Consider the following 22,764-nt stretch of genomic DNA (forward strand, 5'->3'; position numbering starts at 1 on the left):
GCCGGACTCCGGGTGTCGCGGCTCAGGACACCGGAGGCGTGGCGGGCGCGGTCGCCCGCGACGACCAGGCCGACCACAGCTCGGCGTACCGGCCGCCCGCGGCGACCAGTTCGTCGTGCGGGCCCTCCTCGACGATGCGGCCGTCGTCCATCACCACGACCCGGTCCGCGGTGGCGGCCTGCGTGAGCCGGTGCGCCACCACCAACGCCGTGCGTCCGGTGAGCACTTCGCGCGCGGCGGCCTCCAGCGTGCGGGCGCCCTCGCTGCCCGCCTCGGCCGCCGACTCGTCCAGCACGGCGATCGGCGGATCGGCCAACGCCAGCCGGGCCAGCGCCAGTTGCTGGGACTGCACGGCGGTGAGCGCCATGCCGCCCGACCCGACCAGCGTCGCCGTCCCCCGGGGCAGCGCGCGGACCCACGCCAGGGCGCCCGCCACGTCGAGAGCCGCTGTCAGCGCCGCCTCGTCCGCGTCCGGCCGGGCCAGCAGCAGATTGTCGGCGACCGTACCGGCGAAGACGTGGGTGTCCTGGTCGAGCAGCAGCACGGCGGGCCGCCCCGCCCGCCCGGTGGCCCGGACCGACACGTGACCCGACGTCGGCGGGTGGACGCCCGCGACGATCCTCGCCAGGGTGCTCTTGCCCGCGCCGGTCGTGCCGACCAGCGTCACCTGCTCGCCGGGGGCCAGCCGCAGCGAGACGCCGTGCAGCACGGGCCGTCCCGGCAGGTAGGCGTGGTGGATGTCCCGCGCGTCGAGGAGATACGCCGGGCCCTGTGCGGCGTCGGCGGCGGGCTCCCGCGGCGCGGGTACGGGCGTCGCGCTGGGCTCGGCGGCGGGCTCCCGCGGCGCGGGTACGGCCGTCACGCCCGGCTCGGCGGCGGGCTCCGGTGCGAGGTCGGCCGCTCCGACCAGCCGGGCGAGTCCCGCCGCCGCCTCCTGCGCGGTCGCCGCGAGCCCCAGCAGCACGTTGACGGGGTCGAAGAGCCGGACGAACAGCAGCGCGGCGGCGGTGGCCTCGCCGACGCCCGCGTGGCCGGCGTGCACCAGCCAGTAGCCGGTGCACAGGATCAGCCCGAGGCCGGTGAACTCGGCCGCGTTGAGGCGGCCGTAGAAGCGCGAGCGCAGGGTGACCGCGCGCAGGGCGTAGCCCATCGCGGCGGCCGAGCGGTCCGCGACGCGCTTGGTGTGCCGTTCGGTGAGCCGGAAGGCCCGTACCGTCTCGACGCCCGACACCGATTCGAGGATCTGCCGGGTCCGCTCGCCGCCCGCGACGCGCTGGGCCGCGTAGAGGGGACCCGAGTGGCGCAAGTACCAGCGCATGGTGGCTGTCTGGATCGGCATGGCGCACAGCCCCGCCAGGGCGAACCGCCAGTCGAGGGCGGTCAGTCCGACGACGGTGAAGCCGATGGTCAGCGCGGCGCCCGCGACACTGGGCAGCACGCCGCGCAGCGCGCCCGCCACCAGGGAGGCGTCGTCGCCGATCCGCGCGGCGAGGTCGCCCGCGCCGACCTGTTCGACGCGCTGCGCGGGCAGGGCGAAGGCGCTCTCGATGACGCGTTCGCGCAGCCGGGCCAGGGCGGTCTCGCCGACCCGCGCGGTCAGCCGCAGGCCCATCGCGGTCAGTAGGGCCTGGGCCAGCACCGCGGCCAGCAGCACACCCGCGGCCACGTAGACCGGTCCCTCGCCGCGCCGCTGCTGCACCACGTCCACGATCCGGCCGAGCGCCAGCGGCCCGACCAGGCCGACCAGTGCCTCGGCGACGAAGACCGCGGCGGTCAGGAGGGCGAACGCCCTTTGCGGGCGGACGAGTTCGAGCACCGCGCGGCCGGTTCGCGCCGGGGTCGCGACGGGCAGCAGGTCGGCGACGGTGGTCGCTTCCCCGGTCCGCTCGGTCTGCGCGCTCATGCGAACACCGCCGCCCGGTAGGCCGGTTCGGCCGCCGTGAGGTCGGCGTGCCGCGCGCTGGCCACCACCGCGCCTTCGGTGATCAGGACGGTACGCGCGCAGGCCGCGAGCAGCGCGGGGGACGTGGTCACGATCAGTGTCGTACGGCCCGCCCGCTCGTCGGTGACCGTGCGGGCGATCCTGGCCTCGGTGACCGAGTCGATCGCGGTGGTCGGGTCGTCGAGCACGAGGATCGGCGGGTCGGCGGCCAACGCCCTTGCGAGGGCGACGCGTTGGCGCTGGCCGCCGGAGAGGAAGGCGCCGCGCTCGCCGACGCGGGTGTCCCCCGCGGCGGGCAGCAGGCCGTCGGGGGCGGGCCGGGGAAGGGTTCCCTCGGGCCCGGAGCCGAGGTTGTCGAGGATCGTGCCGTCGAAGAGGAACGGGTGGTGCGGTGCGACGAGGACGCGTTCGCGTATCGCGGCCCCGGTGAGGTCGGTGGCCGCCGTGCCGTCCAGCAGGACGGCGCCGCTCTCGGGCTCCGCCTGTCCGCGCAGGCACGCCATCAGGTCGGCGACGGCGGCCGGGTCCGGCACGACCAGCCCCACGTGCTCCCCGGCCGCGACGCTCAGTTCGACCCCGCGCAGCCGCCCGTAGGTGAGGGCGCGCAGTTCGAGCGCGCCACGCGGGCCCGCCGGGGAGTCGGCCACCGGGGCGTCCTTGGCCGCGGCGGGAGCGCCGGGCGCGCTCGACGTGTCGAGCACCGCCGTGACGCGTCCGGCGGAGGCGCGGGCGCGGGCGAGGTCGGGGCCGACGGCGATGAGGCCCTGAGTCGGCCCGAGCAGGAACTGGCACAGGCCGGTGCAGGCGATGAGGTCGCCGAGGCTGATCCGGCCCTGGAGGGCGAGCCGCCCGCCGACCAGGGCGACCGCGGTGACCAGGACTCCGCCGAGCAGCACGGCGGCGGCGTCCATCAGCGCCTCGAAGCGGGCGGCGGAGATCGTGGCGCGCAGGCTGGTCCGGTTGGCCTCGACGTAGCGGGCGTACGCGGGGCCCTCCGCGCGCAGGCCCTTGAGGACCCGCAGTCCCGCGACGAAGTCGACCGCGGTGCCCGACGCGCGGGCGGCGGCGGCCTGTTCCGCCGCGCCGCGGCGCTCCAGGGGTCGGCCGAGCAGATGCACCGCGACGAGGACGGCGGGCGTGCCGAGCAGCACCAGCAGGCCGAGCGTGACGGACATGCGCAGCAGCAGGGCCGCGCCGAGGACGAGCGCGAACACGCACGCGATCGCCTGGACGACGGACGTGGTGAATCTGCCGACGTTCTGCGCGTCCGAGACGGCGACCGACATCAGGTCGCCGGGCATCCGGTCCCGTACGGCCGTCCCGTCCGGCGCGAGCATCCGGTCGGTGAGCCGTACGCGGACGGCGTGCGCGGAGCGTTCGGCGGCGGCGACGGTGGCGCGGGAGCCGAAGCGGAAGCACAGTGACAGCGCGAGGAAGTCGGCGGCGAGCACGGCGAGCCAGGCCGCCAGCTGCCGGCCGGAGCCGCCGTCCACCGCCCGGTCGATGACGACGCCGACCACCACCGGCACCAGCGCCTCACCGGCCAGATGTCCGCTGCGCAGCAGCACCGCGGCGGTGAGGCTGCCGCGTACGTGGAGCGCCGCGGCGCGCAGCGGGCCGGGGTCGGCGGCGGGGGTGACGGCGGCGGTGGGCGGTGTCTGGGGCATGGCGAGGTGTGCGCTCTTTCCAGGCCCGCGGGGACCTTGGCCGGTGGGTGGTGCGTCGTGCGTACGGCCGCCGGACGGTGGTACGTGCGGCGGCCACCGCGAGGTTACGGGTCGGTCCGGGCTGTCGTAAATGAGCTACGCTGCTGACTTATGTCGCTGAACAGCCATGCCGTCGCCGAGGGTTCGACGCCGCCCGCCCGCGCCGAGGCGCTGCGCGTCGTGAACTTCGACATGGCGCGCGGCCAGCGCTTCGGCGAGCACGAGCACGATGTGCACCAGCTCGTGTGGGCGCCGACCGGTGTCCTGGCCGTGGACATCGGCGCGCACTCGTGGGTGCTGCCGCCGACCTTGGCGCTGTGGATACCGGCGTGGGTGCCGCACACGACGAGCGCGAGCCGCACCGCCCGGATGCGCAGTGTGTACGTGCATCCCGAGAGCTGCCCGCTGGCGTGGTCGCAGCCGACGGTGGTGGCGGTGGGGCCGCTGCTGCGCGAGCTGATCACGCACCTGGCGGACCCGGATCTGGAGCCGGAGCCGAGGGCGCGGGCGGAGGCGGTGATGTTCGACCTGCTGCGGCCGGTGGGGGTAACGACGATCGACCTCCCGATGCCGGTGGACGGCCGGGCCCGCAAGGTGGCCGAGGCGCTGCTGGCGCTGCCCGCCGACCACCGGCCGCTGGAGGACTGGGGGCGCGAGGTCGGGGCCAGCGCCCGTACGCTCGCGCGGCTGTTCAGCTCCGAGACCGGGATGTCGTTCGGCCGCTGGCGCACCAGGGCACGGCTGCGCGCCGGGCTGGAGCACATGGCGGGCAACCGGCCGCTGGCGGCGGTGGCGCTCCAGGTCGGGTACTCCACGCCCAGTTCGTTCATCGCGGCCTTCCGCCAGGAGACCGGCCGCACACCGGGCGCGTACTTCTCCGCTTCGCCCCGCTGAGACCGGTCCCGCGGCAGCGTCGTCACAGCGAGGTCAGCGCCTTCTCGAAGTCGTCGAGCACGCCGAGCGCGTCCTCGTAGCCGCCGGGCAGGAAGTAGTCGCTGCCGTAGAGGTGGTGGGCCTTGGCGGCGGCGAGCTGCTTGAAGGACTTCTGGGCGAAGAGCTTGGGACCGAGGTTGGCGGGCTTCCCGTCGTTGGTCGTGTAGTAGAAGATCGCGTCCGCGTCGGAGAGCTTGGCGGTGATCAACTCGTAGGAGACGGGCTGCTGTTCGGCCAGCCGCTGGGTGGCGGTGGCGAACTGCGCGCCCGCCTCCTTGAGGATGCCGCCGATCGGCGACCCCACGCCGTACAGCCACCACTGGCCCTCGTCGAATCCGCCCTGGAGCAGATCCCAGTGGACGCGGCCGAGGACGTCCGCGTGCTTCTGCTTGATCTCGGCGACGCGCTGGGTGTAGCGGCCCTTGAGCTTGTCGAGAGCGGTCGGTACGCCGAGGACCGCCGCCGTCTGGTCGGACATGTCACGCCAGGGCGCCTTGGACTTGGAGAAGGGCAGCAGGACGGTCGGCGCGAGCTCGCTGAGCTGGCTGTACGGCAGGTTGGCCTGGACGTCGATGCCGATGATGAGGTCGGGGCGCAGGGCTGCGACCTTCTCCACCTCGATGGCGCCGCCGACGCCGTTGGAGACCTTGGGGATCTTTCTCCAGCGCTCCAGGTCGCGCTGCGGAACGTACTCCTCCCCCGCGTTGAACAGGCCCGCGGGCGTCAGGCCGAGGTCGAAGATCGCGGACATCGGGAAGTCGTTGATCGCGACGACGCGCTGGGGCTTGTCCGGGATCTCCAGCGGGCCCTTGGCGGAGTCGACGGTACGGGTCGCCTTTCCGCCGCTCTTGCCGCCGCCCTTGGTTCCCGCCGAAGCGCTGTCCGAGGAGCCGGATCCGCCGGATCCGCAGGCGGCGAGGCCGAGGAGCGCGGCGCCCGCCGCGCCCGCGCCGAGCAGGGTGCGGCGGGTCGGACGCGCGAGGCGCGACGAGGAAGGGCCGGGCGGCAGGGACGACATGAGGACCTCCGAGCAGAACTTAGGTTTACCTAACTTTGGTTACCCTAAGCGCGGCTTTCCGGGGTGGATTCTGGCCTCGGCCAGTCGGTGTCGGCAGAAGGTCACCCGCAGCCTCCGGCCGCTCCCGCCGCCGTACAGACGCGGTCTCGCCAACTCCCCCGCGCGGCACGGAATTCCGCACTCCGGTGCGACGACGGAACGGCCGCACGGAGCATCGGCCCGATCGGACAGGGCCGCTCAGGAGTGTCCGTTCGGCGACACAAGATGTCTTCCTACGTCCCGTCCGCCGCCGCCGGGCGGCTCGATTCCCCCCAAGGGGCGGCAGAACGACCGCACGGCTTAAGTTAGCCTGCCCTTACTTTCCGCCCGGGTGAGTCCGCCGAGGAGTTGGCCCATGAACGTCTTGCGAGCCCGCAGCGGGCCCGCCCCGGTACCGGCCGACGGGACTCCTCCCGTCCCGGCCGCGACCGGCTCCCCCGCGAACGCGCACGGTTCACCCCGCCGTGATCGTACGGCCGCGCTCGGCGCCGGCCTGATCGTCGCCGCGGTCGTGCTCGCCCTCGCGGTCGGCGCGAGCCTGGCGATCGGCGCCAAGTCCGTCCCCCTGGGCACGGTCCTGGACACCGTCTTCCACCACGACTCCGGCAACGACGACCAGACCATCGTCACCTCGCTGCGGCTGCCGCGTACGGTCGTCGGTCTGATGGCCGGTGCGGCGCTGGGCCTGGCGGGGACGGTGATGCAGGGTCTGACCCGCAACCCGCTGGCCGATCCCGGCCTGCTGGGCGTCAACGCCGGGGCCTCGCTCGCCGTCGTCACCGCGATCAGCGTCTTCGGGATCACCTCCTTCACCGGCTACGTGTGGTTCGGCTTCGTGGGCGCCGCGGCGGCGGCCCTGCTGGTCTACTCGGTCGGCTCGCTCGGCCGGGAGGGCGCGACACCGGTCAAGCTGGCGTTGTCGGGCGCCGCCGTCAGCGCGGGGCTGACCTCCCTCACCACCGCCGTCCTGCTCACCGACACCGCGACGTTCGACCGGTTCCGGTTCTGGGAGGTCGGCTCGCTGGCCGGGCGCGATCTCCCGGTGGCCTACCAGGCGGGACCGTTCCTCCTGGTCGGCGCGGTGTGCGCGCTGGGATCGGGACGGCTGCTCAACACCCTGAGCCTCGGCGACGACACCGCCCGCGGGCTCGGCGCGAACATCGCCGCCGCCCGGATCTTCTGCGCGGTGTCCGTGGTGCTGCTGTGCGGCGCCGCGACCGCGCTCGCCGGTCCCATCGGCTTCGTCGGGCTGACCGTTCCGCACGTCGTCCGCTCCTTCACCGGCCCCGACCACCGCTGGATCCTGCCGTACTCGCTGTTCATCGCCCCGGCTCTGCTGCTGGTCTCCGACGTCCTCGGCCGCATCGTGGCCAGGCCCGGCGAGATCCAGGTCGGCATCGTCACCGCGGTGCTCGGTGCGCCGGTGCTCATCGTGCTGGTCCGGCGCGGAAGGCAGGCGGGGCTCTAGTGAGACCGACCTCCCACCCGCAGACGTCCGTGCCGCCCGGACCGCGGACCCCCGAACCGCCGACCCCCGAACCGCCGACCGGCCGCGCCGGATCGGACAGCGCCGTTGCGGACGCCGCCACTTCGGACAGCGCCGCTTCGGACCGCACGATCTCGACGACGGTGCCTGCCGACACCCTGCGCGCGATACGGGCCGCGCGGCGCCGGCCGAGGGCGCGTACCAGCGCCGTCGCACTCGTCCTCGTGCTGTGCGCCGTCGCTCTGCTGTGCGCCTCGCTGTGCGTCGGCAGCTACTCCGTCCCGCTGTCCGACGTGCTGCGCTCGCTGGCCGGGCGGGGCGACGCGGCCACCGACTTCATCGTGCTGAAGGTGCGGCTGCCGCGGGCCGTCACCGCGGTCGCGGCGGGCGCCGCGTTCGGCCTGTCGGGCGCGGTGTTCCAGACGCTGATCCGCAATCCGCTGGCCAGCCCCGACGTCATCGGGATCACCTCCGGGGCGAGCGCGGCGGCCGTGGTGGCGATCGTCGTGTTCGGGCTCGGCGGCGCGACGGTGTCGGGACTCGCCGTGGCGGGCGCGCTGGCCACCGCGCTGGCGATCTATCTGCTGGCCTGGCGGCGCGGGGTGACCGGCTACCGGCTCGTACTGGTCGGCATCGGCGTGGCCGCGGGGCTCTCCAGCATCGTGTCCTTCCTGCTGACCAGGGCCGACATCTACACCGCGCAGCAGGCCCTGCTCTGGCTCACCGGCAGCCTCAACGGCGCGGACTGGCCGCTCGCCCGCGCCCTGTTGCTGTGCCTGCTGCCGCTGCTGCCCGCGGTCTGTCTGGCGGTGCGTTCGCTGCCGGTGCTCGGGCTCGGCGACGACAGCGCGACCGGCCTCGGGGTACGCGTCGAGCGCAGCCGCCTGGTGCTGATCGGCCTCGCGGTCTGTCTGGCCGCGGTCGCCACGGCGGCGACCGGGCCGGTCGCCTTCGTCGCCTTTCTCTCCGGTCCCGTCGCCCGCCGTCTGGTGCACGGCCGGGGTCCCGCGCTGACACTGTCCGCGCTGACCGGCGCGGTCATCATGCTCGGCTGCGACTTCGCCGGGCAGCACCTGCTGGGCCCGACCGAATTCCCGGTCGGTGTGATCACCGGGGTGCTCGGCGCCCCGGGTCTGCTGTGGCTGCTGGCCCGGGCCAACCGGGTCGGGCAGGGAGGATGAGGACACCGCGATGACGGACACGACAGAGCAGGGCGCGCCCGCGCGGCCGGCCGCCGCGACGGACGGCGTATCCGGCGCGGCGGAGGCGTACGGCAGGGGGGGCGACACGTACGGGAAGCGGGAGGCCGAGACGTACGGGAAGCGGGAGGCCGACACGCGGGCCGAGACGTACGGGAAGGGCGCGGTGGACGCGCCCAGCACGCTCGCCGCCCGTGACCTGCGGCTCGGCTACGACCAGCGGCCCGTGGTCACCGGCATCACCGCCGACATCCCCGCCGGACAGGTGACGATGATCGTCGGCCCCAACGCCTGCGGCAAGTCCACCCTGCTGCGCGGCCTCGCCCGGCTGCTCGCGCCGACCTCGGGCGAGGTCCTGCTCGACGGACAGGACATCCACCGCCTGCCCACCCGTCAGGTCGCCGCCCGGCTCGGCATCCTTCCGCAGACCCCGGTCGCGCCGGACGGCATCCGCGTCATCGACCTGGTCGGGCGCGGACGCTATCCGCACCAGGGCTGGTTCCGGCGCTGGACGGCCACCGACGACGAGGCCGTCGCCGAGGCCCTGACCGCCACCGACACCCTCGACCTGGCCGAGCGCTCGGTGGACGAACTGTCCGGCGGCCAGCGGCAGCGCGTGTGGATCGCCGTCGCCCTCGCCCAGCGCACGGGCGTCCTGCTCCTCGACGAGCCGACCACGTATCTCGACCTCCCCCACCAGGTCGAGGTCCTCGACCTGGTCACCGACCTCAACCGGCAGCGCGGCGCCACCGTCGTCACGGTCCTCCACGACCTCAACCTCGCCTGCCGGTACGGCGATCACCTCATCGCGATGAAGGACGGCCGGATCGCCGCGGAGGGCCCGCCCTCGGAGGTCGTCACCGAGGACACCGTCCGCGACATCTTCGGCATGGAGTGCCGCATCGTCACCGACGAGGTCTCGCGGACCCCGCTGATCCTCCCGATCGGCCGCCACCGCGTACACCGGCCGACCGCTACCGACTGACCGCTACCGGCTGACGTACGCGGGCCGGAGCTTCTGCCGGGACGGACCTTCTAGCGGCGGGGCGCGGCGGTCGGCGTACGGGCGGGCGCCACGGGGATGACCGGCGGTACGGGTGACAGCCGTGCCGCGGGCGGGAGCGGCGCGTGCTGCGGGGACGCCCGGAACGCCTGGATCGCGAAGGCGGCGAAGCGCCGGGAGGCCGCGACGCGGGCCGCGGGTGACGGCGCGTGGATGCCGCTGTTGGCCATGAGGACGAGGATCAGGTCGTCCAGCACGAAGTCGGGGCGCAGGCGGCCGGTGGACTTGGCGCGGGCGGCCAGTTCCGCGACCGCCTTCAGCGCGTACTCGCGGCCCGCGTCGAAGTCGACGGCGTGCGGGAACGTCGACATGAAGGCCGCGGTGAAGCCGCGGTCGCGGGCGTGCAGCTCGCAGATCCTCTCGATCACCAGGCAGAGGCCGCGCCAGGGATCCGGGTCGGCGAGCCCTTCGTCCACGATGTCGTGGCAGGCCCGCAACTGACCGGTGAACGCCTCGGTGACCAGCGTCTCCTTGGTCGGGAAGCGGCGGTAGAGGGTGGCGGGGCCGACTCCGGCGCGCCGGGCGATCTCCCGCATCGGCACATTCAGCCCTTCGGTCGCGAACACCTCGCGGGCCGCCTCGAGGATGCGCTCGCGGTTGTCGAGGGCGTCGGAGCGCAGGGTGTGAGGCAATTCGTCGGTCACGCTCTCACTTTAGCCAAACGGACGGCGGCGTCCGTTACCGTCCGAAGCACCAGGTCCGCGGGCCGCCGGGTTCCGGACGGGCGCGGACCACGAGGGCCGGGACCGGCCGTGGACCAGCGCAGGGAGCAGACGGTGAAGGCAGTCGCGATCGAGACGTTCGGCGGCCCCGAGGGCATGGCGGTCGTCGACCTCCCCGCCCCGGCGCCCGCCGCCGGGCAGGTGCTGATCGGCGTCGAGGCGAGCGGTGTCGGCGGCGTGGACGCCGTGATCCGCAGGGGCACGCTGGCCTCGTACGGCTTCAAGGAGGGGCACATCCTCGGCAGCGAGGCGGCCGGTACGGTGACCGCGGTCGGCGACGGCGTCGACACGTCGTGGATCGGGCGGCGCGTGTGGGCGTTCACCGGGCTCAGCGGCGGTTACGCCGAGCAGGCGGCCGTCCCGGTCGAGGCGGTCCTCGCGCTGCCCGACGGGCTGTCGGCGGTGGACGCGGTGACGCTCGGCAACTCGGGCGCGGTGGCCCATTTCGCGCTGGCCCACGCCCGCTTCGCCCCCGGCGAGTCGGTTCTGGTGCGCGGCGCGGCGGGCAGCATCGGGATCATGACGGTCCATCTGGCGTCCCGCGCGGGCGCCGCCGCGGTGGCGGTCACGACATCGTCGGCCGAGCGGGGCGAGCGGCTGCGCGCACTCGGCGCGACGCGTGTGCTGGACCGCTCGGGCGACACCATGGGCAGCGGTTCCGGTGCCGACGACATTTCCGACGACGCTCCGGGGGGATACGACGTCATCATCGACATCGTCGCGGGCGCGGACCTGCCGTCCTTCTTCGGCCGGCTCCGGCCGAACGGCCGCATGGTGGCCGTGGGCGTGGTCGGCGGGCCGCCGCCCGCCGACTTCGGCATGGCGATGATCGCGGCCTTCCAGAAGTCCCTGTCGTTCGCCACCTTCAGCACCGACACCGTGGCCGCGGCGGATCTGACCGCCGTGCGTACCACGCAGTTCGCCGCCGCGAGCCGCGGCGAGCTGCCTCTCGCGGTGCACGAGGTGCTGCCGCTGGAGCAGGCCGCGCTGGCGCACCGGAAGATGGACGCGGGCGAGGTGTTCGGCCGGATCGTCCTGACGCCGTAACCCGAACCGCCGTCCGGAGCTGGGCAGTCGCTCGCGGCGCGGGCTCCCCAGGCCGCCCGTCCCGTTACGCGCTCATCGGTTGATGCGCTGATCCGCCCAACCGGGCGTGGGAGAGCCGGTTCCGCGCCGCCGCCGTGGCCAGTGGCAGGATCTCCTCATGCAGCATATTTCGTTCGCTCTGCCGCTTTTCGATCCCGGTGCGGGCCAAGGGGCCAGGCAGTTCGCCGAGTTGGGCCTCGCCCTGCTGCTGTCCACCCTGATCGGCGCCGAGCGCGCCACGCAGCAGAAGAGCGCGGGACTGCGCACCCACACCCTCGTCGGTGTCGGCAGCGCGCTGTTCATGGAGGTGTCCCAGCACGGGTTCAACGCCGTGCTGGGCTTGCAGGCCGTCTCGTTCGACCCGTCGCGGGTGGCCGCCCAGATCGTCTCGGGCATCGGCTTCATCGGCGGCGGCCTGATCTTCGTACGGCGCGACGCCGTCCGCGGCCTCACCACCGCGGCGACGGTCTGGCTCACCTGCGCGGTCGGCATGGCCTGCGGCGGCGGTCTCCCGCTGCTGGCCATAGGAGTCACCCTCGCGCACTTCCTGGTCGTCCAGGGCTACCCGTGGCTCACCCGCCGGGTCCCGGTCCTCGCCACCCCCGAGCGCACCCGCATCCACCTCGCGTACCGGATCGGCACCGGCGTCCTCACCCGCGTCCTCGAATACACCGCCACCCAGGGCTTCCGCGTCGTCCAGGTCCGCGTCGACCGCGCCGCCCAGCACCCCGACGACGAGAACTGGCACCCCACCGAGGGCGGCACCGCCCTGGTCGCGGTCGACGTCGAGGGCACCGGCAGCCCCGAACACCTGGTCGCGGGCCTGTCCGAGTTCGAGGAATTGCTGAGCGTCTCGTCGGTCGCCGACGAATCCGACGACTGACCGGGGACGCGCCCTCGTCCCTGCCCCAACAGCGTGGTGCCCGGCGCCCGTGGACGGTGCCGCCGGGCCGACTCCCGAGCTGAGCCATCGGGCCCACGTCGCTGGCCCGCACCACTGCCCTCGCCACTGACCTCGCCCCTGACCTGCGTCGTTGACAATAGGCAGGCAGATACCTGCATAATGGAGAGGTGAGCCCAGAACCGAGCGAGATGGACCCGGTCTTCAAAGCACTGGCCGACCCGACCAGGCGACTCCTGCTGGACCGGCTGCGGGAACAGAACGGTCAGACGCTGCGTGAGCTGTGCGAGCGTCTCGGCATGGCCCGCCAGTCGGTGACGCAGCATCTCGACCTGCTCGGGCAGGCCAATCTCGTGACCGTGGTGCGCCGTGGGCGGGAGCGGCTGCATTACCTGAATCCGGCACCCATCCACGACATCGAGGAACGCTGGATCTCGGGGTTCGACAAGCCCCGGCTGCGGGCCCTGAGCGCCATCAAGAACCTGGCAGAGGAGAACGCCATGACCGACGAATCCGTATCCGTACCGACCTATGTCTACGTCACCTACATCCGGGCGACGCCCGAGCAGGTGTGGCGTGCCCTCACCGACGCCGATCTGACCGCGCGGTACTGGGGACACGCCAACGTCTCGGACTGGCGGCCGGGCTCGGCCTGGGAGCACCGCCGCGCCGACGGCTCGGGCGCCGTGGACGCCGTCGGCCAGGTGCGGGAGGCCGAGCCGCCCACGCGCCTGGTCCTCACCTTCGAGGACTCCGTCGGCAAGGAGCCGCCGCGCGAGCCGTCGGAGGTCACCTTCCTCGTCGAGCCGCACCAGGACATCGTGCGGCTGACCGTGACCCACGAGAAGCTGGCCAATACGGACATGTTCAACGGCATCTCGCGGGGCTGGCCCGCCGTGCTGGCCAACCTCAAGTCGCTGCTCGAAACCGGTGAGGTGCTGCCGCAGGCGCCCTGGGAGATGTCCCCCACCGCCCGCGCCTGAGCACACCGGGCGCGGGGCCCCGGCCACCGGGCCTCGGGCCCCGGCGGGAAAGGGCCGGTCACGAGGGCGGCGCGGGACCGGTCAGGAATGGAGAAGCGAATCCCGGCGCCCGCCCGTAGCGTGAATCGCATGGACGCCGAGCCCCAGAACGTCTGGGGACCTCGGCACGGAAACACCGGGTCCATGCGGCCCGCGACCACAGGAGCGATCATGACCGGCACCACCACCCAGGGCATCAAGACCGTGCTGCACCCCGTGTCCGACCTGCCGAAGGCGAAGGCGGTGTACTCGGCGCTGCTCGGCATCGAGCCGCAGACCGACGAGTCGTACTACGTGGGCTTCGAGACCGGGGACCAGCACATCGGGCTGGTGCCGGGCGGCGGCCCGCAGGGTCTGACGTCCCCGGTGGTGTACTGGGAGGTGTCGGACATCGAGGCGAAGCTGGCCGAGCTGACCGCCGCGGGCGCCACCGTGAAGGACGCGGCGTCGGACGTGGGCGGCGGCCGGCTGGTGGCCACCGTCACCGACCCCGACGGCAATGTCCTCGGTATCCTCCAGGACCGATGACCGCCGACCCGCGCGAGTCCGGCCACGCGCCGGGTGACGACGCCCGCCGGTCGACCTGACGTCATGGAGAGACGATGAGCACGGCGAAGAAGACGGCCAGGCCGACAGCCGCGGCAACCACCAAGACCGCCAGGACCGCCAAAACCGCCAAGCCGGCCAGGATCGCCGCACCCGTCGGCGCGGACGAGACCGCGGAAAGCGCCGGGACGACCCGGGCGTCCGCGGTGCGTCCGGCCGACAGCCACGACCTGATCCGTGTGCACGGCGCGCGGGTGAACAATCTGAAAGACGTCAGCATCGAGATCCCCAAGCGCCGTCTGACGGTGTTCACGGGGGTCTCCGGTTCCGGCAAGAGCTCGCTGGTGTTCAGCACGATCGCCGCCGAGTCGCAGCGGCTGATCAATGAGACCTACAGCGCCTTCGTGCAGGGCTTCATGCCGACCACGGCACGCCCCGACGTCGACGTGCTGGACGGGCTGACCACGGTGATCACCGTCGACCAGCAGCGGATGGGCGCCGACCCGCGGTCGACGGTCGGCACCGCCACCGACGCGAACGCGATGCTGCGGATCCTCTTCAGCCGCCTCGGCAAGCCCCACATCGGCCCGCCCGGCGCCTACGCGTTCAACGTCCCCTCGGTCAGCGCGAGCGGCGCGATCACCGTGGAGCGCGGCTCGAAGACGGCGGTGAAGGCGACCTTCCACCGGACCGGCGGCATGTGCACGCGCTGCGAGGGCCGGGGCACGGTCTCCGACATCGACCTCGCACAGCTCTACGACGACACGAAGTCGCTCTCCGAAGGCGCGATCACCATCCCCGGCTACGGCTCGGACGGCTGGAACATGCGGCTGTACAAGGAGTCCGGCTTCGTCGACCCGGACAAGCCGATCCGCAAGTACACCAAGAGGGAGCTGCACGACTTCCTGCACCGCGAGCCGACGCGGATGAAGATCGCGGGCATCAACATGACGTACGAGGGGCTGATCCCCCGGATCCAGAAGTCGATGCTCTCCAAGGACAAGGAGGCGATGCAGCCGCACATCCGGGCGTTCGTGGAGCGGGCGGTCGCCTTCGCCACCTGCCCCGAGTGCGACGGCACCCGGCTCAGCGAGGGCGCCAGGTCCTCGAAGATCAAGCGGATCAGCATCGCCGACGCCTGCGCGATGCAGATCAGTGACCTGGCCGAGTGGGTCCGCGAGCTGAAGGAGCCCTCGGTCGCCCCGCTGCTGACCGCGCTGCTCCGGACCCTCGACTCGTTCGTGGAGATCGGCCTCGGCTATCTCGCGCTCGACCGGCCCGCGGGCACGCTGTCCGGCGGCGAGGCGCAGCGCGTGAAGATGATCCGGCACCTCGGGTCGGCGCTCACCGACATCACGTACGTCTTCGACGAGCCGACCGCCGGTCTGCACCCGCACGACATCCAGCGGATGAACGACCTGCTGCTGCGGCTGCGAGACAAGGGCAACACGGTGCTCGTCGTGGAGCACAAGCCGGAGACGATCGCCATCGCCGACCATGTGGTCGACCTGGGGCCCGGCGCCGGTACGGCGGGCGGCGCGGTCTGCTTCGAGGGCGGCCTCGACGGGCTGCGGACCAGTGGCACCCTCACCGGGCGGCACTTCGACGACCGGTCCTCACTCAAGAAGACGGTCCGCGAACCGGCCGGCGCGCTGGAGATCCGCGGCGCGACCACGAACAATCTGCGCGGTGTCGACGTCGATGTCCCCCTCGGCGTGCTGGTCGTCGTGACCGGTGTCGCGGGCTCCGGCAAGAGCTCGCTCATCCACGGCTCACTGGTCAAGGGCGCGCAGGTCAAGGGCGCCGACAGCACGGCGGTGGTGTCGATCGACCAGGGCGCGATCCGCGGCTCGCGGCGCTCCAACCCGGCGACGTACACCGGGCTGCTCGACCCGATCCGCAAGGCGTTCGCGAAGGCCAACGGGGTGAAGCCCGCGCTGTTCAGCGCCAACTCCGAGGGCGCCTGCCCGACGTGCAACGGCGCGGGTGTCGTCTACACCGACCTGGGGATGATGGCCGGGGTCGCGACCACGTGCGAGGAGTGCGAGGGGAAGCGGTTCGAGGCGTCGGTGCTCGACTACCGCTTCGGCGGGCGCGACATCAGCGAGGTGCTGGCGATGTCGGTGGCCGAGGCCGAGGAGTTCTTCGGCGGCGGCGAGGCGCACACCCCCGCGGCGCACGCCGTCCTGCGGCGCCTGGCCGATGTGGGCCTGGGCTATCTGGGCATCGGCCAGCCGCTCACCACGCTGTCCGGTGGCGAGCGGCAGCGGCTGAAGCTGGCCACGCACATGTCGGACAAGGGCGGTGTGTATGTGCTGGACGAGCCGACCACCGGCCTGCACCTCGCCGATGTGGAGCAACTGCTGGGCCTGCTGGACCGGTTGGTCGACTCCGGCAAGTCCGTCGTCGTCATCGAGCACCATCAGGCGGTGATGGCGCACGCCGACTGGATCATCGACCTGGGCCCCGGCGCGGGTCACCACGGCGGCCGGGTCATCTTCGAGGGCACCCCCGCCGACCTGGTCGCGGACGCCTCGACCCTCACCGGGGAACACCTCGCGGCGTACGTCGGCGCCTGACGTACCCGCCGCGGACGCCCGACCTTGCGGTGCGCTCACGCCAACGACGGCCAGGCGCACCGCGGCTGGCCGAGGACACGCTCAACACCCGCGATCGAGGCCCGACTCAGCGCCCTTCGCCGGGAGCCGGGCTCGACCCCCTGGACCCGAGCCCGGCACAACGCCCTTGCCCGCAGCGCGGCTCAGCGCCCCTCGCCGGAGAAGGTCTCGCCGAGGATGTCGAAGGCCGAGCCCAGCAGGGCCGGCAGATCCGCGTCCTCGTCCTTGAGCCACTGCTCGTAGGCCGACAGCGAGGCGGCCAGCGCCGCCCAGGCGATCACCTGCGGCCGCATGTCGTCCTCGTCCACCCCGAGCCTGCGGGCCGCGTACTCGGCGATGGCTTGCCGCCAGGTGGCGTACCGCAGCGTGGAGTGCGCGACCAGCGTCGGCACGTTCAGCAGCAGGGACATCCGCAGCCGGTGGTCCTGGACGACGCTGGCCGGGAAGCGGTTGAACTCCACGATGGCGCCGCGCAGCGCCTCGGCCAGCGCCATGTCCGGCGGGGTGCGCTGGAGGTAGCGGCGCATCCGTTCCACCAGGGCGTCGAAGTCACCCCAGGGCACGTCGTTCTTGGACGGGAAGTAGCGGAAGAACGTCCGGCGGCCGATGCCGCAGGCGGCGGCGATGTCGTCCACCGTCGTCTCGGCGAAGCCGCGCTCGGCGAACAGCTCCAGCGCCACATGGCTCAGCTCGTCCACCGTCGTGGAGGGCTGACGCCCCATGCGAGTGCTGGTCGACGGCGGTTTCGGAGAGTCGGCTGGGGACCTCACGGATTTTCCTTCTTCCATTTGGCACCGGGTGCCATTAGTCTGAACATTATTGAAGGCACGGCGGACGACAACAACCCCGCCTGCGACCATCGCCCGACTGAGGAGCCATGGTATGGAAGAGCTTCAGCTCAAGGAGCCCGGCGAGCCGCGTGCCGCCGACGCGGATGTCACCGCGGATTCCGTGATCGAGGCCGACGACCTGGTCGAAGAGGTCTCGATCGACGGCATGTGCGGCGTCTACTGAGCCGCCCCGCCATGAGCGGCACGGACCGTCCGGTGAACGCCCCGGACCCGGCGCCCGGCATGGATCTCGACCGCCCCTGGGATCTGCACCCGCAGGTCTCGGTCCGGCCGGAACCGTTCGGCGCCCTGCTGTACCACTTCGGAACGCGCAAACTCTCGTTCCTCAAGGACCGGCGACTGCTGTCGGTCGTCCAGTCCCTCAAGGACTCCCCCACGGCACGGGCCGCCTGCTCGGCGGCCGGGGTCACCGAAGCCGACGTGCCGCGGTACGGCCGCGCCCTCGCGACCCTCGCCAGGTCGTCGATGGTGGTGGAAAGGACCCCGTGAGCCCCATGACCACGACGACCACGGATGCCCCCGCCCGCGCTCCCGGCGCCGAACGGCTGGTGGACCTGTTCGAGTACGGACTCGACGCGCCCATCTGCCTGACCTGGGAACTGACCTACGCCTGCAATCTGTCCTGCACGCACTGCCTGTCCAGCTCCGGCCGCCGCGATCCGCGCGAACTCACCACGGCCGAGGCCGAGGCGGTGATCGACGAGCTGGAACGCATGCAGGTCTTCTACGTCAACATCGGCGGCGGCGAGCCCACGGTCCGCCCCGACTTCTGGGAGTTGGTCGACTACGCCACCGCCCACCACGTGGGCGTGAAGTTCTCCACCAACGGCGTCCGGATCACCCCGGAGGTCGCGGCCCGGCTGGCCGAGAACTCCTACGTCGACGTGCAGATCTCCCTCGACGGCGCGACCGCCGAGGTCAACGACGCGGTCCGCGGCCCCGGTTCGTACGACACCGCGCTGCGCGCCATGGCGAATCTGTCCGCCGCCGGGATGAGGAACTTCAAGCTGTCCGTGGTGTGCACCCGGCACAACATCCCCCAGATGGACGAGTTCAAGGCCATCGCCGACCGGTACGGGGCCCAGCTCCGGCTGACCCGGCTGCGCCCGTCCGGGCGCGGCGCCGACGTCTGGGACGAGCTGCACCCGACGCGTGACCAGCAGCGCGAGCTGTACGACTGGCTGGTGGCGCACGGCGACAGCGTGCTGACCGGTGACTCCTTCTTCCACCTGTCCGCCTACGGGCAGGCGCTGCCCGGCCTGAATCTGTGCGGCGCCGGACGCGTGGTGTGCCTGATCGACCCGGTCGGGGACGTCTACGCCTGCCCGTTCGCGATCCACGAGGAGTTCCTGGCCGGGAACATCCGGCAGCCCGGCGGCTTCACCGAGGTATGGCGCGAGTCCGAGCTGTTCCGCGGCCTGCGCGAGCCCCAGTCGGGCGGCGCCTGCACCTCCTGCCAGTTCTTCGACACCTGCAAGGGCGGGTGCATGGCGGCCAAGTTCTTCACCGGCCTGCCGCTGGACGGGCCGGACCCGGAGTGCGTGCAGGGCTACGGCGAGGAACTGCTCGCGAACCGTACGCAGCACACACCCGTCCCGAAGTCGTCCGTCGACCACTCACACCGTACTTCCCCCGCACCGCGCCGGGGACCGGTCCCGCTGACCCTCACCCGTCGTGAGGATCTGGACCGGCCGCCCGTCAGCGACTGCGCGGAGGATCCGCTCGCCGGTTTCCGTCCGGTCTGAGCACTCCGGGACCGCCCCACCGGCCCGGCCGCCGGTTCCGGTCACGGAGCCCGGCCACCGTATCGATTCGGCACACCTTGGGGACATCACTCACAGTAATCAACCCGTAACGAAAGGTGCACGCAATGGGGCGTGTAGAAGGAAAGGTCGCATTCATCACCGGAGCCGCGCGCGGTCAGGGCCGCAGCCACGCGGTGCGGCTGGCGCAGGAGGGCGCGGACATCATCGCGGTGGACATCTGCGAGGACGTGCCGAGCGCCGGTTACCCGGGCGCCACCGACGAGGACCTGGCCGAGACCGTACGGCAGGTGGAGAAGCTGGACCGCCGGATCGTGGCCACGAAGGCGGACGTCCGTGACTTCGGGGCGCTGAAGGCCGCCGTGGACGACGGTGTGGCGCAGCTCGGACGGCTCGACATCGTCGCGGCGAACGCCGGGATCGGCGTCATACCCGACACCCTCGACGTACTGGACGCCCAGCGCTGGCGCGATGTCATCGACATCAATCTGACGGGCGTGTGGAAGACCGCGAAGGCGGCGATCCCGCACCTCAAGGCGGGCGGGCGCGGCGGCTCGATCATCCTGACCAGCTCGGAGGCGGGCCTGCGCGCGTATCCGCACGCGGGTCACTACGTGGCCGCCAAGCACGGCGTCGTCGGCCTGATGCGCACGCTCGCGCTGGAGCTGGCCCCGGACAGCATCCGGGTCAACAGCATCCATCCGACCCAGGTCGACACGGCCATGATCCAGAACGAGATGACCTACAAGCTGTTCCGTCCCGACCTGGAGCACCCGACCGCGGAGGACTTCGCCGAGGTCTCGCGGTCGGTCATCGCGCTGCCCATCCCGTGGGTGGAGCCGGTGGACATCTCCAACGCCCTGCTGTGGCTGGCCTCGGACGAGGGCCGGTACGTCACCGGGGTCACGCTGCCCGTCGACGGCGGCAACTTCCTCAAGTAGGGCCGCGAGCGGGGCGGTTCGCGGCAGAACGCGACACGGCTCACGGGGATCAGCGGGGGTTCACGGGGGTTCGCAGAACGACAGCGTCATCGAAAGAGAAAGAGGTGAGCACGCAATGGGGCGTGTAGAGGGAAAGGTCGCACTCGTCACCGGGGCCGCCCGTGGTCAGGGCCGCAGCCACGCGATACGCCTGGCGCAGGAGGGCGCGGACATCATCGCCGTCGATGTCGTGTCGCAGATCGACTCGGTGCCGTACCCGATGGCGACGCCCGACGACCTCGCGGAGACCGTACGCGAGGTGGAGAAGCTGGACCGGCGGATCGTCGCCGCACAGGCGGACGTCCGTGACTTCGAGGCGCTGAAGGCAGCCGTGGACACCGGGGTCGCGCAGCTCGGACGGCTGGACATCGTCTCGGCGAACGCGGGCATCTTCAGCTTCGGCACCATGTCGGAGCTGGACGAGCAGGTGTTCCAGGACATGATCGAGGTCAATCTCACCGGTGTGTGGCACACCGCGAAGGCGGCGATCCCGCACATCAAGGCGGGTGGCAACGGCGGTTCGATCGTGCTGACCAGCTCGACGGCCGGGCTGATGGCGATGGAGAACATCGGGCACTACGTCGCCGCCAAGCACGGTGTCGTCGGCCTGATGCGCACGCTGGCGCTGGAGTTGGCCCCGGACAGCATCCGGGTCAACAGCGTGCACCCCACGTCGGTCGACACCCCCATGATCCAGAATTCGGCGACGTACGAGCTGTTCGCGTCCGACCTGCCGGTGGCCGAGCGGACCAAGGAGAATCTCGGCCCGCGCTTCGGTTCGATGAACGCGCTGCCGATCCCGTGGGTCGAGCCGGTCGACATCTCCAACGCGGTGCTGTGGCTGGCCTCGGACGAGGCGCGGTACGTCACCGGCGTCACCCTGCCGATCGACGCGGGCCAGACGGCCAAATAGCGGGTCTGTCAGCCACGTCGAGCGTAGGGAGCGCGAACGATGACCACACTGCGGACGGTACGGGACGCCGGGGCCGGCTCCGGCGTCGCGGCGGCCGGGGAGCGGATCGCCTCGCGCATCGTCGGCCGCGAGCGCGAGCTGGAACTCGCGCTCGCGACCGTCGGCGCCGGGCGGGATCTCGTCCTGGAGGGCCCGCCCGGCACCAGCAAGACCACCATGCTCAAGGCGATCACCGAGGAGTGGGGCATCCCGCTGGTTTTCGTGGAGGGCAACGCCGATCTGACCCCGGCCAAGCTGGTCGGGCACCACAATCCCGCACGGGTGCTGCGGGAGGACTACAGCGCCGACAACTTCGTGGCGGGGCCGCTGGTCCAGGCGATGCGCACCGGCGGGTTCCTCTACATCGAGGAGTTCAACCGCGCCCCCGAGGACACCCTCAACACCCTGCTGTCGGCGATGGCCGACCGCGCGGTCGAGGTGCCCAGGGTCGGCCTGGTCACCGCCGAGCCGTCGTTCCGGGTCATCGCCTCGATGAACCCCAGTGACGACATCGGCACCACCCGGCTGTCGGCGGGCGTCAGCGACCGGCTCAACCGGATCGTGGTCGGCTACCAGGACGCCGCCGCGGAGGAGGACATCGTCAGGCTGCGCGCCGCGCTGTCCGGTCCGCTCGCGGACCGGATCGTGCCCGACGCCGTCGCGGTGACCCGGGCCACCCGCGCGCACCCGGATCTGCGTCAGGGCAGCAGCGTGCGGGGCGCGATCGACTGCGCGCTGGTCGCCGACGGCCTGATGACGATGCGCGGCCTGAGCGGACCGGACGACGACCGCTACCCGGAGAGCTTCTACGACGCGATGACGGTCTCGCTGTCCGGCCGGATCCGGCTGGACGACGCTGCGGAGACCACCGCGGAGCGCGTCCTGCGGGAGATCTGGGAGGACCGCTTCGTGCTGGATCCGGCGCGGGCGGAGCCCGGATGAAGAGCGGTGGAGGCCGACTCGCCCGTACGGCGGCGCGAACCGGCGTCCACGGACCGGTCGCGGCGACCGCTGCGCCGTATCCCCAAGACACTCGACGAGGAGCCGAAGGTGTTCGAAGCGGTGGCGGGCACGGGAGGCACGGTGCTGCGCGCCCGCTCGCGCGGCGCCGGTCCCGCGCGCCCGCGGCCGACCCGCTCGGCGGCCGACTTCACCGACGAGCGGGGGGAGCTGCTCAGCGGCTCGGACGACACCGAGCCGGTGGACCCCGCGGTGCGGGCGCGGGCCCGCGAGATCGCCGCGCGGCTGTCCCTGCCGAAGCCGAAGCGGGCGCGCGGCGGACGGCCGGCCGCTTCGGGGCGGCTGGCCAGCCTCCCGTACCGGCAGCGGGGCAGCGACATCGACCTGGATCCGACGCTGGAGCGGCTGGCGGAGCGGCCGGTCCCCGACGACGAGGACGTCTTCGTCTTCGAGCGGGTCCGCGCGCCCCGCTCCGTCGTGCTCGCGGTGGACCTGTCGGGGTCGATGAAGGGCGAGCGGGTACGTACCGCGGCGGCGACCGTGGGCGCGCTCGCGGCCGAGCTGGAGTCCGAGGCACTGGCCGTCGTCGCCTTCTGGTCGGACGCGGCGGTCCTGCTCGAACTGGGCGACCCGGTCAGGCCGATGGAGCTGCTGGACGCGATGCTGCGCATCCCGGCCAGGGGCCTGACCAATGTGGCCTTCCCGCTCGAACTCGCCGCCGCCCGGCTGGCGTCGGTGCCGCGGCGCGGCGCGCGGGTGCTGCTGCTGTCGGACTGCGTCCACAACGCGGGGCCGGACCCGCGCCCGGCGGCGGCCCGGCTGCCGCGGCTGGACGTGCTGCTCGACACGAGCGGTGAGAAGGACGTCGAATTGGGCGCGGAACTGGCCAGGGCCGGGCACGGCACCTTCCACCGCATCCGCACCCACCACGACATCGCACCGGCTCTCAGGGAGGTCTTCCGCACATGAACGGCGCG

21 protein-coding genes are annotated in these 22,764 nt (G+C 72.5%); 16 read left to right on the forward strand and 5 right to left on the reverse strand.

What is annotated here, in order from left to right; genetic code table 11:
* Positions 1 to 22: 22 nt before the first annotated feature.
* Together ACFZAM_RS11730 and ACFZAM_RS11735 are read right to left on the reverse strand one after the other, a co-directional pair.
* Positions 23 to 1,903, reverse strand: a complete 1,881-nt coding sequence (locus tag ACFZAM_RS11730; RefSeq protein ID WP_391044949.1) for an ABC transporter transmembrane domain-containing protein — start codon at positions 1,901 to 1,903, stop codon at positions 23 to 25.
* A complete protein-coding gene (locus ACFZAM_RS11735) occupies positions 1,900 to 3,609 on the reverse strand; it encodes an ABC transporter transmembrane domain-containing protein (RefSeq protein WP_391044950.1) in 1,710 nt (569 codons plus the stop codon). The genes ACFZAM_RS11730 and ACFZAM_RS11735 overlap by 4 nt, the downstream gene beginning before the upstream one ends.
* Before the next feature lie 150 nt (positions 3,610 to 3,759).
* On the opposite strand from ACFZAM_RS11735, the gene ACFZAM_RS11740 reads away from it, so the two are divergent.
* Positions 3,760 to 4,542: a helix-turn-helix transcriptional regulator gene (locus tag ACFZAM_RS11740; protein WP_355340924.1), complete on the forward strand. Its 783-nt coding sequence runs from the start codon at positions 3,760 to 3,762 to the stop codon at positions 4,540 to 4,542.
* A 22-nt stretch (positions 4,543 to 4,564) separates the two neighbouring features.
* Here the strand turns inward: ACFZAM_RS11740 and ACFZAM_RS11745 are convergent, their stop codons facing one another.
* Positions 4,565 to 5,599: an ABC transporter substrate-binding protein gene (locus tag ACFZAM_RS11745; protein WP_355340927.1), complete on the reverse strand. Its 1,035-nt coding sequence runs from the start codon at positions 5,597 to 5,599 to the stop codon at positions 4,565 to 4,567.
* Between the two features lie 394 nt (positions 5,600 to 5,993).
* On the opposite strand from ACFZAM_RS11745, the gene ACFZAM_RS11750 reads away from it, so the two are divergent.
* From ACFZAM_RS11750 to ACFZAM_RS11760, 3 genes are all read left to right on the forward strand, one after another.
* Positions 5,994 to 7,106 carry an iron chelate uptake ABC transporter family permease subunit gene (locus tag ACFZAM_RS11750; RefSeq protein WP_391044954.1) on the forward strand — a complete coding sequence of 371 codons (1,113 nt, stop codon included), beginning with the start codon at positions 5,994 to 5,996 and terminating at the stop codon, positions 7,104 to 7,106.
* Positions 7,107 to 7,267: 161 nt separating this feature from the next.
* A complete protein-coding gene (locus ACFZAM_RS11755; protein WP_391044957.1) occupies positions 7,268 to 8,305 on the forward strand; it encodes an iron chelate uptake ABC transporter family permease subunit in 1,038 nt (345 codons plus the stop codon).
* Between the two features lie 10 nt (positions 8,306 to 8,315).
* A complete protein-coding gene (locus ACFZAM_RS11760; RefSeq protein WP_391044959.1) occupies positions 8,316 to 9,308 on the forward strand; it encodes an ATP-binding cassette domain-containing protein in 993 nt (330 codons plus the stop codon).
* Between the two features lie 50 nt (positions 9,309 to 9,358).
* On the opposite strand, the gene ACFZAM_RS11765 is transcribed toward ACFZAM_RS11760, so the two are convergent.
* Entirely contained in the window at positions 9,359 to 10,030 is a 672-nt protein-coding gene (locus ACFZAM_RS11765; protein ID WP_391044962.1) for a TetR family transcriptional regulator, read from the reverse strand.
* A 132-nt stretch (positions 10,031 to 10,162) separates the two neighbouring features.
* Here ACFZAM_RS11765 and ACFZAM_RS11770 point away from each other — a divergent pair, with 132 nt between their 5' ends.
* From ACFZAM_RS11770 to ACFZAM_RS11790, 5 genes are all read left to right on the forward strand, one after another.
* Positions 10,163 to 11,155, forward strand: coding sequence for a zinc-binding dehydrogenase (locus tag ACFZAM_RS11770; protein ID WP_391044965.1), 993 nt, complete (start codon positions 10,163 to 10,165; stop codon positions 11,153 to 11,155).
* Positions 11,156 to 11,312: 157 nt separating this feature from the next.
* Positions 11,313 to 12,077 (forward strand): MgtC/SapB family protein, encoded by a 765-nt coding sequence (locus ACFZAM_RS11775; RefSeq protein ID WP_391044968.1) that lies wholly within the window; start codon positions 11,313 to 11,315, stop codon positions 12,075 to 12,077.
* 209 nt (positions 12,078 to 12,286) lie between these two features.
* A complete protein-coding gene (locus ACFZAM_RS11780) occupies positions 12,287 to 13,078 on the forward strand; it encodes a metalloregulator ArsR/SmtB family transcription factor (protein WP_391045634.1) in 792 nt (263 codons plus the stop codon).
* 210 nt (positions 13,079 to 13,288) lie between these two features.
* Entirely contained in the window at positions 13,289 to 13,645 is a 357-nt protein-coding gene (locus ACFZAM_RS11785; protein WP_391045635.1) for a VOC family protein, read from the forward strand.
* A 74-nt stretch (positions 13,646 to 13,719) separates the two neighbouring features.
* Entirely contained in the window at positions 13,720 to 16,242 is a 2,523-nt protein-coding gene (locus ACFZAM_RS11790) for an ATP-binding cassette domain-containing protein (RefSeq protein WP_391044970.1), read from the forward strand.
* A 182-nt stretch (positions 16,243 to 16,424) separates the two neighbouring features.
* Here ACFZAM_RS11790 and mftR read toward each other — a convergent pair whose 3' ends face one another.
* Positions 16,425 to 17,003 (reverse strand): mycofactocin system transcriptional regulator, encoded by a 579-nt coding sequence (gene mftR, locus ACFZAM_RS11795; RefSeq protein WP_355340949.1) that lies wholly within the window; start codon positions 17,001 to 17,003, stop codon positions 16,425 to 16,427.
* A 160-nt stretch (positions 17,004 to 17,163) separates the two neighbouring features.
* Between mftR and mftA the strand changes: the two genes are divergently transcribed.
* The 7 genes from mftA to ACFZAM_RS11830 all read left to right on the forward strand — a co-directional run bounded on the left by mftA (position 17,164) and on the right by ACFZAM_RS11830 (position 22,756).
* Complete coding sequence (gene mftA / locus ACFZAM_RS11800) at positions 17,164 to 17,295, forward strand: mycofactocin precursor MftA (protein WP_391044974.1); 132 nt, start codon at positions 17,164 to 17,166, stop codon at positions 17,293 to 17,295.
* Between the two features lie 11 nt (positions 17,296 to 17,306).
* Positions 17,307 to 17,621 (forward strand): mycofactocin biosynthesis chaperone MftB, encoded by a 315-nt coding sequence (gene mftB / locus ACFZAM_RS11805; protein WP_391044977.1) that lies wholly within the window; start codon positions 17,307 to 17,309, stop codon positions 17,619 to 17,621.
* Positions 17,622 to 17,626: 5 nt separating this feature from the next.
* Entirely contained in the window at positions 17,627 to 18,877 is a 1,251-nt protein-coding gene (mftC, locus tag ACFZAM_RS11810) for a mycofactocin radical SAM maturase (RefSeq protein WP_391044980.1), read from the forward strand.
* A 125-nt stretch (positions 18,878 to 19,002) separates the two neighbouring features.
* Complete coding sequence (locus ACFZAM_RS11815) at positions 19,003 to 19,836, forward strand: mycofactocin-coupled SDR family oxidoreductase (protein WP_355340958.1); 834 nt, start codon at positions 19,003 to 19,005, stop codon at positions 19,834 to 19,836.
* Positions 19,837 to 19,951: 115 nt separating this feature from the next.
* Complete coding sequence (locus ACFZAM_RS11820) at positions 19,952 to 20,788, forward strand: mycofactocin-coupled SDR family oxidoreductase (protein WP_355340961.1); 837 nt, start codon at positions 19,952 to 19,954, stop codon at positions 20,786 to 20,788.
* Positions 20,789 to 20,827: 39 nt separating this feature from the next.
* Entirely contained in the window at positions 20,828 to 21,769 is a 942-nt protein-coding gene (locus tag ACFZAM_RS11825; protein ID WP_391044983.1) for an AAA family ATPase, read from the forward strand.
* Between the two features lie 6 nt (positions 21,770 to 21,775).
* Complete coding sequence (locus tag ACFZAM_RS11830) at positions 21,776 to 22,756, forward strand: VWA domain-containing protein (RefSeq protein ID WP_391044986.1); 981 nt, start codon at positions 21,776 to 21,778, stop codon at positions 22,754 to 22,756.
* The last annotated feature ends 8 nt before the right edge of the window (positions 22,757 to 22,764 follow it).

Origin of the sequence: Streptomyces sp. NPDC008079, assembly GCF_042957385.1 — a bacterium.
In the GTDB taxonomy this organism is placed as follows: domain Bacteria; phylum Actinomycetota; class Actinomycetes; order Streptomycetales; family Streptomycetaceae; genus Actinacidiphila.